At 69.5% G+C, this 14,852-nt stretch carries 16 protein-coding genes and 1 pseudogene; 15 read left to right on the top strand and 2 right to left on the bottom strand.

From position 1 onward, the window contains the following. Nucleotides 1-4 precede the first annotated feature (4 nt). From HS104_30205 to HS104_30190, 4 genes and pseudogenes are all read left to right on the top strand, one after another. On the top strand, nucleotides 5-1,225 hold the full coding sequence (locus HS104_30205) for a hypothetical protein (protein ID MBE7484229.1): 1,221 nt from the start codon (nucleotides 5-7) through the stop codon (nucleotides 1,223-1,225). A gap of 157 nt (nucleotides 1,226-1,382) precedes the next feature. Next, nucleotides 1,383-1,817, top strand: a complete 435-nt coding sequence (locus HS104_30200) for a YciI family protein (GenBank protein ID MBE7484228.1) — start codon at nucleotides 1,383-1,385, stop codon at nucleotides 1,815-1,817. Nucleotides 1,818-1,828: 11 nt separating this feature from the next. Then, nucleotides 1,829-2,311, top strand: a complete 483-nt coding sequence (locus HS104_30195; protein ID MBE7484227.1) for a VOC family protein — start codon at nucleotides 1,829-1,831, stop codon at nucleotides 2,309-2,311. A 90-nt stretch (nucleotides 2,312-2,401) separates the two neighbouring features. Further along, nucleotides 2,402-2,974: pseudogene (locus HS104_30190) on the top strand (RNA polymerase subunit sigma-24). Here the strand turns inward: HS104_30190 and HS104_30185 are convergent. Further along, nucleotides 2,969-3,805: a DUF2236 domain-containing protein gene (locus HS104_30185; protein ID MBE7484226.1), complete on the bottom strand. Its 837-nt coding sequence runs from the start codon at nucleotides 3,803-3,805 to the stop codon at nucleotides 2,969-2,971. The pseudogene HS104_30190 and the gene HS104_30185 sit on opposite strands and share 6 nt — an antisense overlap. Nucleotides 3,806-3,824: 19 nt before the next feature. Next, entirely contained in the window at nucleotides 3,825-4,883 is a 1,059-nt protein-coding gene (locus tag HS104_30180; GenBank protein ID MBE7484225.1) for a hypothetical protein, read from the bottom strand. An 83-nt stretch (nucleotides 4,884-4,966) separates the two neighbouring features. On the opposite strand from HS104_30180, the gene HS104_30175 reads away from it, so the two are divergent. The 11 genes from HS104_30175 to HS104_30125 all read left to right on the top strand — a co-directional run bounded on the left by HS104_30175 (nucleotide 4,967) and on the right by HS104_30125 (nucleotide 14,819). Next, the gene (locus tag HS104_30175) at nucleotides 4,967-5,617 is read left to right on the top strand and encodes a carbonic anhydrase (protein MBE7484224.1); all 651 of its coding nucleotides are present in this window, start codon (nucleotides 4,967-4,969) and stop codon (nucleotides 5,615-5,617) included. Nucleotides 5,618-5,672: 55 nt separating this feature from the next. Beyond that, the gene (locus HS104_30170; protein ID MBE7484223.1) at nucleotides 5,673-7,106 is read left to right on the top strand and encodes a serine/threonine protein kinase; all 1,434 of its coding nucleotides are present in this window, start codon (nucleotides 5,673-5,675) and stop codon (nucleotides 7,104-7,106) included. After that, nucleotides 7,103-8,107: a hypothetical protein gene (locus HS104_30165; protein ID MBE7484222.1), complete on the top strand. Its 1,005-nt coding sequence runs from the start codon at nucleotides 7,103-7,105 to the stop codon at nucleotides 8,105-8,107. Before HS104_30170 ends, HS104_30165 begins: the two co-directional genes overlap by 4 nt. A gap of 1 nt (nucleotide 8,108) precedes the next feature. Further along, nucleotides 8,109-8,960 carry a hypothetical protein gene (locus HS104_30160; protein MBE7484221.1) on the top strand — a complete coding sequence of 284 codons (852 nt, stop codon included), beginning with the start codon at nucleotides 8,109-8,111 and terminating at the stop codon, nucleotides 8,958-8,960. Nucleotides 8,961-9,016: 56 nt separating this feature from the next. Continuing rightward, the gene (locus HS104_30155; GenBank protein ID MBE7484220.1) at nucleotides 9,017-9,592 is read left to right on the top strand and encodes a hypothetical protein; all 576 of its coding nucleotides are present in this window, start codon (nucleotides 9,017-9,019) and stop codon (nucleotides 9,590-9,592) included. 54 nt (nucleotides 9,593-9,646) lie between these two features. Further along, nucleotides 9,647-10,660: a hypothetical protein gene (locus HS104_30150; protein ID MBE7484219.1), complete on the top strand. Its 1,014-nt coding sequence runs from the start codon at nucleotides 9,647-9,649 to the stop codon at nucleotides 10,658-10,660. A gap of 30 nt (nucleotides 10,661-10,690) precedes the next feature. Beyond that, nucleotides 10,691-10,909 (top strand): hypothetical protein, encoded by a 219-nt coding sequence (locus HS104_30145; GenBank protein MBE7484218.1) that lies wholly within the window; start codon nucleotides 10,691-10,693, stop codon nucleotides 10,907-10,909. Nucleotides 10,910-10,985: 76 nt separating this feature from the next. Continuing rightward, nucleotides 10,986-12,164, top strand: a complete 1,179-nt coding sequence (locus HS104_30140) for a hypothetical protein (GenBank protein MBE7484217.1) — start codon at nucleotides 10,986-10,988, stop codon at nucleotides 12,162-12,164. Nucleotides 12,165-12,174: 10 nt separating this feature from the next. Next, nucleotides 12,175-13,323, top strand: a complete 1,149-nt coding sequence (locus HS104_30135) for a radical SAM protein (GenBank protein ID MBE7484216.1) — start codon at nucleotides 12,175-12,177, stop codon at nucleotides 13,321-13,323. 18 nt (nucleotides 13,324-13,341) lie between these two features. Beyond that, the gene (locus HS104_30130; protein ID MBE7484215.1) at nucleotides 13,342-13,842 is read left to right on the top strand and encodes a cyclic nucleotide-binding domain-containing protein; all 501 of its coding nucleotides are present in this window, start codon (nucleotides 13,342-13,344) and stop codon (nucleotides 13,840-13,842) included. Beyond that, nucleotides 13,842-14,819, top strand: coding sequence for an NHLP bacteriocin system secretion protein (locus tag HS104_30125; protein ID MBE7484214.1), 978 nt, complete (start codon nucleotides 13,842-13,844; stop codon nucleotides 14,817-14,819). The genes HS104_30130 and HS104_30125 overlap by 1 nt, the downstream gene beginning before the upstream one ends. Nucleotides 14,820-14,852: the final 33 nt, after the last annotated feature.

Genomic DNA, 14,852 nt, shown 5'->3' with positions numbered 1-14,852 from the left:
CATCATGCGAAGCTCGGCTTTCTTGGTTCTGAACGTGCTCGGGTGGATGGCGCTGGCGACGCCCGCGGGCGCTCGCAGCGCGGACGAGGATGACATCGGCACTCGGCCGGCGGGCGCCGCGATCGCGGTTGACGGGAGTGAGGGGCGAGACACCCGAGAGCAGAAGGTGCTCGACGCGCCACCCTGCACTGCGCCGGGCTGCGGCCCCGGAGCCCCGCCGAGCCCGGATCTGGTGGTCGCCGAAGAGCGCCCGAGCAACTGGTACGTGCTCGACGCAGGCCTGCGCACGCACCGTGACACCTTCGTCGGCATCGCGACGCTGGCCGCGGCGCAGAGTCGCACCGAGCGCTTCTACGGCGTAGCTTCGCTGTCGCTGATCCGGAACGACGCCGGGAGTCACTACGGCGTCGCGCAGCTCGCGCTCGGGCGCAACCTCTCCGACGAGCTCGGGGGCGTGGCCCAGGTGAGCCTGGGAGAGAACCGCGCGCGCTACTTTTACGGGTTGGGGCAGCTCACCTTGGGTCACAACCGCAGCCAGGAGTTCGGCGGGGTGTTGCAGCTCGCCGGCTACAACCGTGCCCAGAGCTTCGCAGGGCTGATGCAGCTCGGCGGGTACAACCTGACGGACGAGTCCTTCGCCGGCGCGCTCCAGCTCGGTGGCTACAACCGCTCCGCCGGGTCCTTCGTCGGGCTCGCGCAGATCGGCGTGGTCAACGGCCAGGGCAAGGGCCTGTTCGAGAGCCGGGGCGACGACACCGAGCTCTGGGCCTTGGGCCAGTTCGGCCTGCTGAACTACGCCAACGAGTTCCGCGGCGTGGCGCAAGTCGGAGCCATGAGCGCTGCGCACGACTTCAGCGGCGGCCTTCAGATCGGGTTGTTCGCCGGCGCCGAGACGTTCCGCGGCCTCGCGCAGATCGGCGCTGCGAGCATCTCCGAGCGCTCCACGGGCGGGCAGCTCGGCCTGGCGAACCTCGCCTTCGAGCAGCACACGGGCGCGCAGCTGGGTGGCGGCAACTACGCCCAGACCCTGCACGGGGTGCAGCTCGGCGCGGTGAACGTCGGCGACCGGGTGAGCGGCGTCCAGATCGGCCTGTTCAACCACGCCAAGCGGCTGCGCGGGCTGCAGATTGGGCTGTTGAACCACGCCGAGGACGGCGTGCTCGAGTGGAGCCCGCTCTTGAACATGGGCTTCGACGAAGCGAAGCCGCAGGTCGGCTCGCTGTGACTCGACTCTTGCTGCCTTGGCACGGCTAACCGCTCGAAAAGGTTGGGCTTTCGTGGGGCACAGGCGCGGTGCTCTAGAAATCTGCCGGGACATGTCGATCCGGGCCGCGCTCGTTCGTCGCCTGATCGAACCCCAACCAACCGAAGAGGGCAGAACGATGCGAGTGATGGTGATCGTCAAGGCGACGAAGAGCTCCGAGGCGGGCGTGATGCCCAGCGAGAAGCTGCTCGCCGACATGGGCAAGTACAACGAGGAGCTGGTGAAGGCCGGCGTGATGCTCGCAGGCGAGGGGCTCCACCCGAGCTCGAAGGGCAAGCGCGTCGTCTTCACCGCTGGCAAGAAGACCGCCATCGATGGTCCCTTCGCCGAGACGAAGGAGCTCATCGCCGGATTCTGGCTGTGGCAGGTGAAGAGCATGGACGAGGCGCTCGAGTGGGCCCGGCGCTGTCCCGACCCGATGCCCGGCGAGGAGTCGGTCCTGGAGCTCCGGCCGGTCTTCGAGGCCGAGGACTTCGGCCAGGAGCTCACGCCGGAGCTGCGCGCCCAAGAGGAACGCTTGCGCGCCCAGATCGAGCAGCAGCAGAAGTCGTGAGGAGGACGACGATGGCTCGCGCAAAGATATTTCCGCACCTCTGGTACGCGAAGGAGGCCGAGGAGGCGGCCCGGTTCTACGCCTCCGTCTTCCCAGACTCGCGGGTCGACCGGGTCACGCCGCTCCTGAGCGAGTCGCCGAGCGGCCCACCGGGCTCGGTGAAGGTCGTGGACTTCACGCTCTTCGGTCAGCGGTTCCAGGCCATCAGCGCCGGGCCGCACCACGAGTTCAACGACGCCATCTCGCTGGTCGTGGCCTGCGACGACCAGACCGAGCTCGACCGCTACTGGGACGCGCTCCTCGAAGGAGGCGGCAAGCCGCAGGCGTGCGGCTGGCTCATCGACCGGTTCGGTGTGCGCTGGCAGATCGTGCCGCGGGCCCTCGACGAGATGATGTACGACCAGGACCCGGCTCGCTCGAGGCGGGTGACGGACGCACTCTTGAAGATGGTGAAGCTCGACATCGCAGAGCTCGAGAAGGCCTACCGCACGTGAGCCGTGCGACGCGCGAGGCCATCGAAGCGGTCTGGCGCATCGAGTCACCTCGGTTGATCGGCGGGCTCGTGCGCCTCGTTCGCGACGTCGCTGGTCGCCCTGATGGAGCTTCAGGCGTCGCGCGCCCGGGCGCGGGTTGGCCCCTCGGGCGAGCCGATCCTGCTCCTCGACCAGGACCGCGCCCGCTGGGATCGGCTGCTCATCCAACGCGGGCTCGCGGCGCTCTCCGGGGCGGAGTCCCTGGCCCAGCCGCTCGGCCCCTACGCGCTCCAGGCGGCGATAGCCGCGTGCCATGCACGCGCCCCGAGCGGCGCGGAGACTTACTGGAAGAAGATCGTGGCGCTCTACGACGCCCTCGCCCAGCTGACTGGGTCGCCCGTGGTCGAGCTCAACCGCGCCGTTGCGGTGTCGATGGCGTTCGGCGCCGCCGCCGGCCTGGAGCTGGTGGACGCGCTGGTCGAGGAGCCCGCGCTGCGCGCGTACCACCTCTTGCCCAGCGTCCGCGGGGACCTGCTCATGAAGCTGGGCCGCACCAGTGAGGCACGCGCCGAGCTCGAGCGCGCCGCGTCGCTCGCGCACAACACGCGCGAGCGGGAGCTCTTGCTGGCGCGCGCGCGGGCGTGCGTCGAGGCGAAAGACGGGAGCAAGGCGCGCCCGTCATGACCGAGGCGGCGCGCCGTCGCCTTGGGCTCCGGGCACGAAGCGCTCCGCGCGCGTCGAGACGCCGACGTAGCGCAGCCCGAGGTTCAGGGCGCGGCGGTGCACCTGCTTGGGGACGTAGCGGAAGCCCTGCCGCACCACGCCGCACACCAGCCGGAAGCGCCGCTGATCCCAGCGCGTCCAGGGGATGTCGAAGCGCCGCCGCACCAAGGCCGGCAGCGCGCCGATCACCAGCGCGCGACCGGCGCCCTTGCTCAGCGGATCCCTGAAGTTCGTGCGAATCAGCGGCGGACGCCACTGTCCGGCGAGCGCCATCTCGAGAGTGCGCGCCGCCGCCGGGGTCATCTCCAGGGTGGTCGCGCAGACGTCGTCGAACTTCGCCAAGAACGCGCGGTAATCGGGCGGTACCGGGCGTGAGCTGACTCCGTAGAGCTCGTACCAACCGACGCTGTCCGCGTAGAGGCGCTCCACGTCGACGCCGCCGAGACCGCCGGGGAAGAACAGCCGGATCGCCTCGAAGACCTCCCAGGTGAACGTGGCGTGCGCCCACCAGTAGGTCTCGGGATCGAGCGCGTGGAAGGGCCGACCGCTGGCGTCTGTGCCCTGGATCGAGCGGTGCAGGTCGCGGATCCGGCGCGCGCGCTCCGCGCCGTCGGGCGCCAGCACGGTCGCCCAGATCTGCGGGACGGAGCGGTACACGCGACCGAACGGATCGCCGAAGAAGTCGGATTGTGCGGCGACGGCCGCGCCGAGCGGCGGGTACATGAGCTGGAGCACACCCGCGCTGCCGCCGGTCAGGAGCGTCCGAAAGTCGCCCAGGTAGCAGCGCAGCATCCAGAGACTCAAACCGTCCTCACATCCCCGACGCCGCCAGCGCAGCGAGCGACGCGCGCCAGACTCGGTTCTTGCGGCCGCAGACGTAGAGCGTGTCCGAGCCTGCCAGCGCGACCCCGTAGAGCGCGTCGTCGGTCGGCGACGGTAGAGGTCGCGGGTCGGTCTTCAGGTCGAAATACAGGACCGTGCCGCGATCACCGACCGCCACGACCTGCGAGGCGTCCCCGGTGATGCGCTGGATGTACGCCTTGTCGGCCTCGGGGATCGCGAGGTTCTGGTAGACCTGCGCGAGGGGCTTGTTCCGCTCGAGGAACCACGAGAGCCCCAGGAAGTTCGCGCCGACGAAGAAGGTGCTCGTGCCGGGCAGACGGAACACGGAGGCGTAGCTCACCTTCAGGTCGGGGCCGCACAGCCGGATCCAGCCGCTCGCGTCCTTGTGCGCGAGCACCGCCGAGTCGCCTGCAGCCAGGATGTTCTCGAACGAGCTGCCGTCGATGGCGTTGAGGGTCGGGCTCGGCTCGCTCCCCGTGGGGCAGCCGCCCGTGACCACGGCCAGGTGATAGCGGTCGTTCGGATGGTTGACCGGGTCGTCCTGGAAGATCTGGCCCGCGAGCCCGGTGAAGTAGCGCTGCGTCCCTTTGCCCCAGACGTCCGTCAGCGCCGGGAGGCTGGGCGGGAACGGCGCGCCCGAGATCCACATGCCGCCGTCGTAGTCGAGCACGATGGGCGACAAGTCGAACGCGGCCGCCCCGACCGCGGTCAGCGCCGCGCTGCTCTCGCCCCAGATCCCGTACAGGTGCGCGCCCGGGATCTGCGAGAACGGATCCCACTTCCCGCCGGCCCAGCGCAGGATCTGTTGATTCTTGCCCACCACCCACAGGTCATCGGCCGACGGCGCGTAGATGTCGTGCAGCGCGTCGTCGAGCGCTGCCTTTGGATCGTCGTAGACGAGGGTCCAGAGGCTCGGGCCGCCGTCGCTCGCGTCGGACGTGCCGCCGTCGCCCGGCGCCTCTCCGACGGGATCCCCCTGGCACGCCGCGAGGAGAGCCGCGAGAGCCATGGCCAGCGGCCGCTGCATGCCTCCAAACCTACCACGCTCCCGAAGAGCGCACCCGGAGGAGGCCGCTGCCCGCTCGGGCGAAATTGGGCTAGACAGCAGCGATGCAGAAGCTCGCCAAGGGCATCCACTCGTTCCAGAGCGGATACTTCGCGACCCACCGCCAGCTCTTCGAGCAGCTGGCGACGGCGGGTCAGAGACCCGAGACGTTGTTCATCACCTGCTCGGACTCGCGGGTGGTTCCGGATCTGATCACCAACGCTGCCCCAGGTGAGCTCTTCCTGATCCGCAACGTGGGCAACGTCGTGCCGCCGCCGACTCTGCCGGGCGCCACCGCGGCGGCGATGGAGTATGCGGTCGAGGTGCTGGGGGTCGAGAACGTCATCGTCTGTGGGCACACGCAGTGCGGCGCCATCCAAGCCATCTTGCACCCCGAGACCGTCGCCCACTTGCCCTACGTGAGCCGCTGGGTCGCCGGCGCGACCCGGCTCAAGAGCATCCTGAGCGAGCGCTACTCGGACCTGACCGGAGAAGCGCTCGCGACGGCTGCCATTCAGGAGAACGTACTGCTCCAGGTCGAGCACCTGCGCCAGTTCGACTTCATCGAGAACCGGCTCGTCGCCGGCACGCTGCACATCAGCGCGTGGGTGTTCAAAATCGGGACAGGGCAGGTCTTCGACTACGACCCCAGCTCGTGCGAGTTCGTCGAGCTCTCGAGCGGGCGTCAGGAGCCGACCGTCGAGCCGGAACGCTGAGAGCCCGTTCTCATGGCCCTCGCAGGGCGACATGTTACACTCCTGCCCGCGCGTCATGCCCGGCGAGGCACAACCTCCGGACTCCGTCTCCAAATCCGGCGCACCGGTGAAGCAGGGCGACGTCCTCGACGGCAAATACGTCGTCGAGCGCGTGCTGGGCGTGGGCGGCATGGGCGTGGTCGTCGCCGCGCGGCACGCTCAGCTCGGGTCGCGGGTGGCCCTGAAGTTCCTCTTGCCCGAGGCCGCAGCCGACGGGAACGTCTGCGCGCGCTTCATGCGCGAGGCCCAGACGGTGACGCGGCTCACGGGCGAGCACGTCGCACGCGTGCTCGACGTCGGGACGCTGCCGACCGGCGCGCCCTACATGGTGATGGAGTACCTCGAGGGTCGCGACCTGGGTCGGATCCTGGAGGAACGCGGCGCGCTCTCGGTGCCGGACGCCATCGACTACCTGGTGCAGGCCTGCGAGGCGGTGGCGCAGGCGCATGCAGCGGGGGTCGTGCACCGCGATCTGAAGCCCTCGAACCTGTTCGTCACCCGCGGTGCGGACGGCAGCCCCCTGATCAAGGTCCTCGACTTCGGGATCTCCAAGGCCATGGCGCGAGGGCTCGAGGACTCGCAGCTCACCAACACCAGCGGCTTCTTGGGATCGCCCCAGTACATGTCCCCCGAGCAGATCCGGAGCGCGAAGCACGTCGACATGCGCTCGGACATCTGGTCGTTGGGGGTGATCCTCCATGAGCTCTTGACCGGGCGACCTCCGTTCGACGCGCAGACGGCAGGAGCGGTGCTGGCGAACATCATCGGCGACTCGCCGCCGCCGCCGAGTGCGCTCCGGCCGGAGATTCCGCGGGAGCTCGACGCCGTCGTGGCGCGCTGCCTCGAGAAGGACGTGCGGCAGCGCTACGCGACGGTGGGCGAGCTGGTGCGCGACATCGCGGCCTTCGGCCGGCCCGCCACCGTGGTGGCGGCCACGAAGATCCAGAAGATCCTCACCCAGAGCGGCCTCGGCCCGGACGTGGAGGCGCTCACGGAGCTCGCCCCGCAACCCGAAATCACGGGTTCCCACCCGGCGTTCGTGCCGGCGCCCCCGGCGGCTGGGGCGCAGACTCTGGGCAGCTGGGAGGCCGCCCACAAGGGCGCGCCGTCCAAGGGGCTCTTGCTCGGTCTGCTCGCTGGCGGGGCGGTCGTCGTGGTGCTCGCTGTGGTGGGTATCGGCCTCGCGGTCCGCGGCTCGCGAGCTGGCGACTCCGAAGCCAAGAGCGTCGAGCCGATCGTGACCACGGCCGCGGCGGCGACGCCCGAGCCGGAGCCGGTGGTCGTGCCGGACGTGGCGCCCGTCGTCACTGGCGAGAAGGCGCCCGAGCCGCTGCCCAGCGCCGCGGTCGGCGCAGAGGACGCGGGGCCGACGCCGGTCAAGCGACCGGTCCGCAGCGGCGGGGGCAGCAAGGGAAGCGACATCGAGAAGCTGATCAAGGACAGGAAATGAGGACCAAGCTCCAACTCCTTGCGTTGTCGTGCACCGCCGCGTCTGCGGTGCTGCTCCTGGCGTCCCCCGCGCGGGCCGACACCGCCGCGGCCGAGGCGCGCTTCCGCGAGGGTCTCCAGCTGATGGACCAGAAGGACTACTCGGCCGCGTGCCCGAAGCTCGCCGAGAGCAATCGCCTCGACCCTGCCTCCGGGACGCTGCTCGCGCTGGCGCTGTGCTACGAGCGCGCCGGCAAGACGGCGAGCGCGTGGGCTGCCTACACGGACGCGGCAGCGCGCGCGAAGCTCGAGAAGCGCGCCGATCGCGAGAAGGCCGCGAAGCAGAAGATCGCCGACCTGGAGCCGAAGCTCTCCAAGCTGACCCTTCGCGTGTCCGACCAGGCCAGGGGCACGAGCGGATTCAGCCTGAAGCGCGACGGCGAGCCGGTGGGCGAGGGTTCCTGGGACAGCCCCACTCCGGTCGACCCGGGCGAGCACGAGATCGAGGCCAGCGCGCCCGGACACGAGAGCTTCAAGGTCAGCGTCACGGTCGGGGCCGACGGCGATCAGAAGACGATCGAGATCGCCGCGCTGGAGAAGCTAGCGGAAGGAGTAGTCACACCGGTCGCGAGCAGCTCGTCGAGTGCAAGCGCCGACACGAGCACCTCGGGCGGCTCGCTCCGCACGGTGGGGCTGATCGCCGGCGGGGTCGGCGTGGTCGCCCTGGGCGTCGGGACCTACTTCGGCCTCCAGGCCAAGAGCAAGAACAGCGACTCGAGCGACGACTGCGACGGGAACGTGTGCGGCGACAGCGGCTACGCGGCGCGCCAGGACGCGCGCAGCGCCGGCAACACCGCGACCATCGCCTTCGTGGCGGGAGGCGTGCTCGTCGCGACCGGCGTCACGCTGTACGTGCTCGGAGCGCCATCCAAGGGTCGAGAGGCGTCGGCGCGACCAAGCGTCCAGCTCGTTCCAGCGCTCGCCCCCACCGCCGCGGGTGGCTTCGTGCGGGGGGTCTTCTGAAATGCGACACGGAAACGTCTCGGTGGTCTCGGTCGCGCTCTGCCTGGTCGCGTGCAACGCCATCCTGGGCATCGAGGAGCCGGAGCACCGCCCGGGCGACGCGAGCTCGAGCGGTGGGACGGGCGGCGGCGGCGTGGGCGGGACCGGCGGAACTGCCGGCGGCGGCGGCGTCGCGGCCAGCGGCGGCACGTCTTCGGGCGGAGCTGCGGGCAGCGGCGGCAGTGGCGCCGTCGCGGGTGACTCCGGGAGCGACGCTCCGGCTTGCACCGAGAGCTTCACGACGCTGAAGGCCGACTCGACGATCACCTCCGGGCAGTGCAACGGGTCGATCTCCAACGGTGGCGGCAAGTACGGCAACATCGGCGTGGGGCGCGGGCTCCTTCGCTTCGAGCTCGTCGCCGCCGACGCCGCCGCGCTCGAGAGCGGAGCGGTGCAGGGGATGAAGCTGACGCTCCACCGCAGCGTGGACTGCGAGGGTGACTGCACGAGCGGACTGGCTGTCACCGGCGGTTTCCAGGTCTTCCCGCTGCGCAACGACTGGGTCGAGAAGACCACGGCTGCGACCTACTCCGGCGCCGACTACTGCCGGCGGACGGACGGAAATCCCGGTCAGCCGTGGCAAACCGACGGCGCCGAAGGGGCCGCAGACCGGGGTGGCCCCGCCGGAACGCTGACCATCGACGCAGCCACCAACACCGCCGTGTTCGACCTGGATCCGGCGCAGTGGAAGAACTGGGTCGCGAACAACGAGGTGTCGGTTCTGATCGTGCCTCAGGACACGACGGGGAGGTTCGTCTACGCGACCCGCGAGAGCACGAAGTACGCGCCCCCGACCCTCGTCGTCTGCAAGTGAGTCGGGGACGCTATCGACCCGAGCGTCGCGTGGTGTAGGCTCCCCGCCTCGCGCGCATGCCCAACGCCATCCAAGGACTCGAGGCGTTCATCGAAGCCTGGGACGCCTCGCCCCCCGCGCCGGCGAGCTCAGCCGCGGCGACGACCGGAGAGAGCGTCGGGCCCGACGGTCAGATCAACCTCGAAGGCTCTGCCACCTGCCAGTCGGCGGCGATCTTCGTGCCTTCGGATCCGAGCTTCGTCGGCGCCCTCGAGCCGGGGGTGCGCGAGCTGTGCCTGGAGCTGATCGGGCGGCTCGACTGCGTCACTTACTCGAGCTGCCAAGGCCACCGCGCTGCCGAGCCGGGTGGCCGCTACCGGCGGCGACACGTCGGTATCGTCCCGCGGGACCAGGCGGAGGCGAGCCGCCTCGAGGACGCGCTCGAGCGCGTCTGCTCGGCGACCAACCGGAGCCTGCCGCACGCCGTGGTGCGCGTGTTGCTCGTGGTGAGCCAGGTGGACGGCGATCTCGGCCCGCGACCCTGCTTCGACCTCGAGCTGTTCGGCGACGGCGTGGACGAGGACCGGTACTTCCGCGAGGTCGAGCTGCTGACGCGCGAATTCTTGAACAAACTCCGAGAAAACTTCGGCTGAACAGATTTTAGCTGGCGTTCGCCCCGCAGAGTTTGCATATACCGGGACCGCACAATGAGGGGCTCGATCGAACAGCAGCGCGGCTTTGCGTGCCCCCAGGAGCCCTTCGACGACGCCTACCTGGACGCCCTGACCCGTGCTCGAAGTAGCCGACTCGCAGAGCTTTTCTCGAAGTGCTTCGCGTCTACGCTGCGGGCACGAGCGCCCCACCTGCTCGACGCGCTGAAGGCGTTCTGTGCCGAGCCGGGACAATTCCCCGATTCCTGGCCCGCCGCGCTTGGCGAGCTCAGGGCCGCCATGTTGACGCGCCCGCTCGACCCCGAAGCCGCGCTCGCCGCGGCCGACCACCTGGCACGAGCGCGCGGCCTGGCCGGTCGCCAGCCGGAGCCGCCGCTCGCGCGCGTCCGCGGCGTGCCGGTGCGCGTGCGGCCGCTGCCGGACGGGCTCACCTGCTCGGAGCGACCGGAGATCGCCAGCTACGAGGCCGCGTTCGACATCATCGCGACCGCCGCGCCGGTCTACCTGCCGTGGGTCGAGCGCGTGGTCCACACCCTGGTGCCGGTGCAGTCGCGACCCGGCGGGACGACGAGCTCGAGCTTCGAGCTGCTGCCGGGGGTCGTCGCCCTCTCGTACACGAGCCCGGCCATCTGCCTAGCCGACGCGTTGGTCCACGAGGCGAGTCACCAGCACTTCTACCTGCTCGCGCAGGCCGGGCCCGTCCACGACGGCAGTGACACGGACCTCTACTATTCGCCTGGACCACGCGCCGAGCGGCCCATCGACAGGATCTTGCTCGCCTACCACGCCTTCGCGAACATCCTGCTCTTTTACCGGGCCTGTCGGCAGTCGCGGCTCGTCGACGCGGACGTCTGCCTGCGCCGCGAGCAGTCGTACGCCCAGAGCCTGGCGATGTTGGACGCGCCGCTGGAGAAGACCGCTGCGCTGACGACCATCGGGAGGAGCCTGTACGAACCCCTCGCGGAGCGCGTGCGTGCGAGCACGTCCGAGCCCGCCGCTGCCCGCGCTGCCGAGAGTTGCGCTCCCGCGCGAGCCCAGATCACCGCCTGACACTCAGGAAACGAAGAAAGGGAAACCAGCATGTCCGGAAATGACGAAGAAGAACGTGGACTGACCGAAGAAGAGCTGGAGGAGGTCACCGGCGGCGCCGTCGGCGACGCGCTGAAGACGGCAAAGCTCCAGGGCATCAAGACGACCACCACGGTGAAGAAGCTCCCCGGCGGCGGCTCCGCGATCCACATCAAGTCGGATTTCGGCGCGCTGCCCGGTGGCGGCAGCACCGTGATCAAGGGAGCCTGAAGGAAGACGGCCCTCTTGCTGTTGTCCCGTTCGGTCGGCGGGCGGGACAACGGCTCGGGTCGCGAGGAACGGCTCCTTGTCAGACGCACCCGTCAGCTACCGGGGGTTCTCCTGTCCGCACGAACAGCTCGACGAGGAGCTGCTTCGACGCATCGCCATCCGGCACTACCGCCGTGCGCTGCGCACCTACGTCGATCGCCACGCGGCGCTCCTGGAGGAGCGCGGCAGCGGCGGCCTGGTGGACGTGTGCCGCCGCTGGTTCGACTCCGACGTCGGGTTCGAGACGGTCTGGCACGTCTCGTTCGGCAAGATGCGCGAGGTGCTGGCTCAGCAGATGGCGGACGCCGAGGTGCTCACCGCAGGAGCGCGCATCGGCCTGCGCCTCTCCGAGATGGGCATGTCCGCGGACTGGAAGCTCTCGCTGGAGACGCCCGCGCAGTTTCGCTGGGGACGCTGGCTTCTCCCGGCGTGTGACGGTCTGGAGCTGCACGCCGAGCGCGACGGGGCCGACGTCGCCCTGACGCTGGGCTCGACCCGCCGCGTGGTCCACCTCGAGCGAGCCGCGGACGGCGAGTGGAATGCAGATGGTGCTGCTCTCATCCCTCGCTTCGACACCGGCTCGCGTCAGCTGAACGTGCTCTTGCCCGACACGCCGGAGGGCAAGGAGAACATGGAGCACCCGCTGGTAGTGGACGAGGCGACGCGTGAGGCCGTTTGGCGAGGCTACGGCGCGGCGTTCGACGTCCTGGGGCGATACGCCCCCGTCTACGTGCCCTACGTGAACCGGCTGCTCAGGAACCTGGTGCCCGTGCAGGCGGAGCCGGGCAAGTACATCGGCGGCGGGAGTCTGCGTGACAATCCCGGGGTCGTGAAGCTGCCGTTCGCGCGCGAGCCGGTGGGGCTGGCGGCGAACCTGGGCCACGAGACCGCGCACCAGCACTACTTCCTGCTGCGCGGCGCGGGGCCCGTCGACGACGGCTCCGATCAGAACCTCTACTATTCGCCGTTCGTCCGCCTCGAGCGCAACCTGACGACGATCTTGCTCACCTACCACGCCTTCGCAAACGAGGCCCTCGTCTCCCGCACCTGCGAGCTCGCCGGCATCGCCGATCCCTACGCCGCCGCGCGCGCCGAGCTGGTGCGGAAGACGCTGGCGCCGGTCGAAGACATCCTCGCCAAGAGCACCGCGCTCACCCCGTTGGGGCGGGACCTGTGGCAGCCGGTCGCCGAGCACCTGCGGCGCGCGTTTTCCTGATGCCCGGACCATGGCGACCCGGTTCTTGTTCGACCAGGTGGTGCTGCAGCCCACCTCACTCTGCAATCTGAACTGCTCGTACTGTTACGTTCCGCACCGCGACGAAGATCGTCGCATGTCACCCCGGGTGACCGAACGACTGGCGGAGTCGCTCTGGGCGCTGCCCAAGCACCAGAACCCCATCTACCTGCTCTGGCACTCGGGTGAGCCTCTGGCGGTGGGCCTCGCGCACATGCGGGCGCTGTGCGAGCCCTTCCTGGGCCTGGAGGCCGAGCGACAGATCGCCCATCGGCTGCAGACGAACGCGACCCTGATCGACGCGGCGTGGTGCGAGTTCTTCGACGAGCGCCGCTGGGAGATCGCCATCAGCTTGGACGGGCCGCGGGACCTGAACCGTCATCGGCTGGACTGGGCCGGCCGGCCGTCGTTCGAGAAGGTGCTCCGCGGCATCGAGCGCCTGCGCGAGGTGAAGTGCGACCTCGTCGTGCTCCTGGTCGTGACCGAAGAGACGCTCGGGCAGGCCCGCGACCTGTACGAGTTCTTCGCCGGGCTCGGCTGCATCCGCCTCGGGGTCAACATCGAGGAGCGCTCGGGCATCAACCTGGGGCGGCCGATGCTCGAGGACCCTCGGGTCGCGGCGTTCTGGTCGGACCTGTACGAGGCGTTTGCCAAGAACCCGGTGATCGAGATCCGGGAGTTCAGGCTGTTCGCCGCCTGGTGGGACGCAGTCCTTGGCGTCCCGCCGCCGGCGGACGAGCAGCCGACCTACCGGACCAACCTGCTCCCGACCATCGGCTACGACGGAGAGGTCGTCTTTCTCTCGACCGAGATCCTCCAGACCGACGCCGGAAGATACGGGCGCTTCGAGGTCGGGAACATCCTGACCGAGAGCCTCGACGACCTGGTGAAACGCGCGAAGCGCACGCCCTACGTCCGAGACTTCCTCGAAGGGGTGGACGCCTGCAAGGCGCAGTGCAGCTACTACAGCTTCTGCGGGGGCGGCTTCCCCGCCAACAAGTTCTCCGAGCTCGGAACCATGAACGCGACCGAGACCGTCGGTTGCCTCAACACGCGGCGCCGGCTGTATGACGTGCTGATGGAGAAGATGCGGGGCCAGGACCGATCGGCCGCCGAGACGTTGCTGCCCAAGCGAACCTGACGGAGGAATAGGGGTCACATGCGCAAAGTGCTTTTCATCTTCGGGCAGCTCTCGGACACCGACGTCGACTGGCTCGCGAAGACCGGGCGGCGGAAGCGCCTGCCGAAGGCGAGCGTGCTGATCACCGAAGGGGTCGCCGTGGAGACCTTCTACATCGTGATCGACGGCGAGCTCGTGGTGACCCAAGGCAAGCCGCGTCGCGAGATCGCACGCCTGGGCGGCGGAGAAATCGTGGGTGAGATGTCCTTCGTCGACGCCAGGCCCCCGAGCGCCACCGTGACCGCTCTGACCGACGTCGTGGTGTGCGCCATCCCCACCGAGAAGCTCGGCCAGGCCCTGACCGAGAACAATGCGTTCGCCGCGCGCTTCTACAAGGCGGTCGCGACCTTCCTCTCGGACCGCCTGCGCAAGGCGACGGACACGGACTACGACGACGAGCTCGACGACAGCGTGCTCGACAACGTCGACCGCGCCGGTGCTCGCTTCAACGCGCTCAGCCGTTCGCTCCTGGACGCTTGATGGCCTCGAACAAGATCTTCCGCAAGGCCGCGCTGGAGCGGCTCAAGTCGCCGGAGCAGCTCGACACGCTGATGCGGGTGACCGACCCCAAGGGCTGGCTCGCGCTCGTCGGTTGCGCCGTGATCATCGGCGCAGCGCTGGTCTGGGGAGTGCTCGGCACGATCCAGACCAAGGTCTCCGCGAGCGGGATCTTGCTGTCGGGGGCCGGGATAACCGAGCTGACGGCGCCGGGTGAAGGACAGATCGCGTCGCTGGAGATCCAGGCCGGTACCGACGTGAAGAAGGGGCAGGTCATCGCCCGCATCGACCAGCCGGCGTTGAAAGAGCAAATCGAGAGCACGCAGTCTCGCCTCGACGGTCTGGTCGCTCCGGACGCGGGCGCCGCCGCCGAGATGCAGAGCCGGTACCGCGAGCGGCTGGAGGGCGATCTCAAGCGGATGCGTCGCCAGTTCGAGGACAATGGCAAGGTCGTCAGCAACATGGACGGGCGCGTGGTCGAGCTGCGCGCAACCGTCGGGAGCAAGGTCTCGGCGGGAACGCCCATCGTCGCCCTGGAGGAGACGGGAGGGCGCCAAGGCCTGGAGGCGCTGCTCTACTTCGATTCCCACCAAGGCAAGCTGCTGAAGCCAGGGATGCAGATCGAGCTGGTGCCCTCCGTGGTGCGCAAGGAGCGCTACGGCGTGCTGTTCGGGCGCGTGCGCGCGGTGGAGGACTTCCCTTCAACGCGCCTCGGGATGCTCGGCGCCCTGCGAAACGAGCAGCTGGTGGACTCGTTCATCCAGGAAGCAGGCGGCGCCCCCATCGCGGTGCGCGCCGAGTTGACGGCCGACAGGAACACTCCCAGCGGGTATCGCTGGTCGAGCGGCAAGGGCCCGGACGTGATCCTGACCAGCGGCACCCGCTGCACGGGCGCCGTCATCACCCGGTCTCAACGGCCGATAGCGCTGGTATTCCCCGCGCTCGACTCCGGCGGTTGATCTCGTGACGGAAGCAGCAGAGCAGAAGCCCGC

The organism is Polyangiaceae bacterium (assembly GCA_015075635.1).
Classification (GTDB): domain Bacteria; phylum Myxococcota_A; class Polyangia; order Polyangiales; family Polyangiaceae; genus JADJKB01.
This window is presented reverse-complemented; position numbering and strand designations above follow the sequence as displayed.

Coding starts and splice junctions, on each gene's coding strand:
- HS104_30205 (MBE7484229.1), top strand. CDS start 5: ATGCGAAGCTCGGCTTTCTTGGTTCTGAACGTGCTCGGGTGGATGGCG.
- HS104_30200 (MBE7484228.1), top strand. CDS start 1,383: ATGCGAGTGATGGTGATCGTCAAGGCGACGAAGAGCTCCGAGGCGGGC.
- HS104_30195 (MBE7484227.1), top strand. CDS start 1,829: ATGGCTCGCGCAAAGATATTTCCGCACCTCTGGTACGCGAAGGAGGCC.
- HS104_30185 (MBE7484226.1), bottom strand. CDS start 3,805: ATGCTGCGCTGCTACCTGGGCGACTTTCGGACGCTCCTGACCGGCGGC.
- HS104_30180 (MBE7484225.1), bottom strand. CDS start 4,883: ATGCAGCGGCCGCTGGCCATGGCTCTCGCGGCTCTCCTCGCGGCGTGC.
- HS104_30175 (MBE7484224.1), top strand. CDS start 4,967: ATGCAGAAGCTCGCCAAGGGCATCCACTCGTTCCAGAGCGGATACTTC.
- HS104_30170 (MBE7484223.1), top strand. CDS start 5,673: ATGCCCGGCGAGGCACAACCTCCGGACTCCGTCTCCAAATCCGGCGCA.
- HS104_30165 (MBE7484222.1), top strand. CDS start 7,103: ATGAGGACCAAGCTCCAACTCCTTGCGTTGTCGTGCACCGCCGCGTCT.
- HS104_30160 (MBE7484221.1), top strand. CDS start 8,109: ATGCGACACGGAAACGTCTCGGTGGTCTCGGTCGCGCTCTGCCTGGTC.
- HS104_30155 (MBE7484220.1), top strand. CDS start 9,017: ATGCCCAACGCCATCCAAGGACTCGAGGCGTTCATCGAAGCCTGGGAC.
- HS104_30150 (MBE7484219.1), top strand. CDS start 9,647: ATGAGGGGCTCGATCGAACAGCAGCGCGGCTTTGCGTGCCCCCAGGAG.
- HS104_30145 (MBE7484218.1), top strand. CDS start 10,691: ATGTCCGGAAATGACGAAGAAGAACGTGGACTGACCGAAGAAGAGCTG.
- HS104_30135 (MBE7484216.1), top strand. CDS start 12,175: ATGGCGACCCGGTTCTTGTTCGACCAGGTGGTGCTGCAGCCCACCTCA.
- HS104_30130 (MBE7484215.1), top strand. CDS start 13,342: ATGCGCAAAGTGCTTTTCATCTTCGGGCAGCTCTCGGACACCGACGTC.
- HS104_30125 (MBE7484214.1), top strand. CDS start 13,842: ATGGCCTCGAACAAGATCTTCCGCAAGGCCGCGCTGGAGCGGCTCAAG.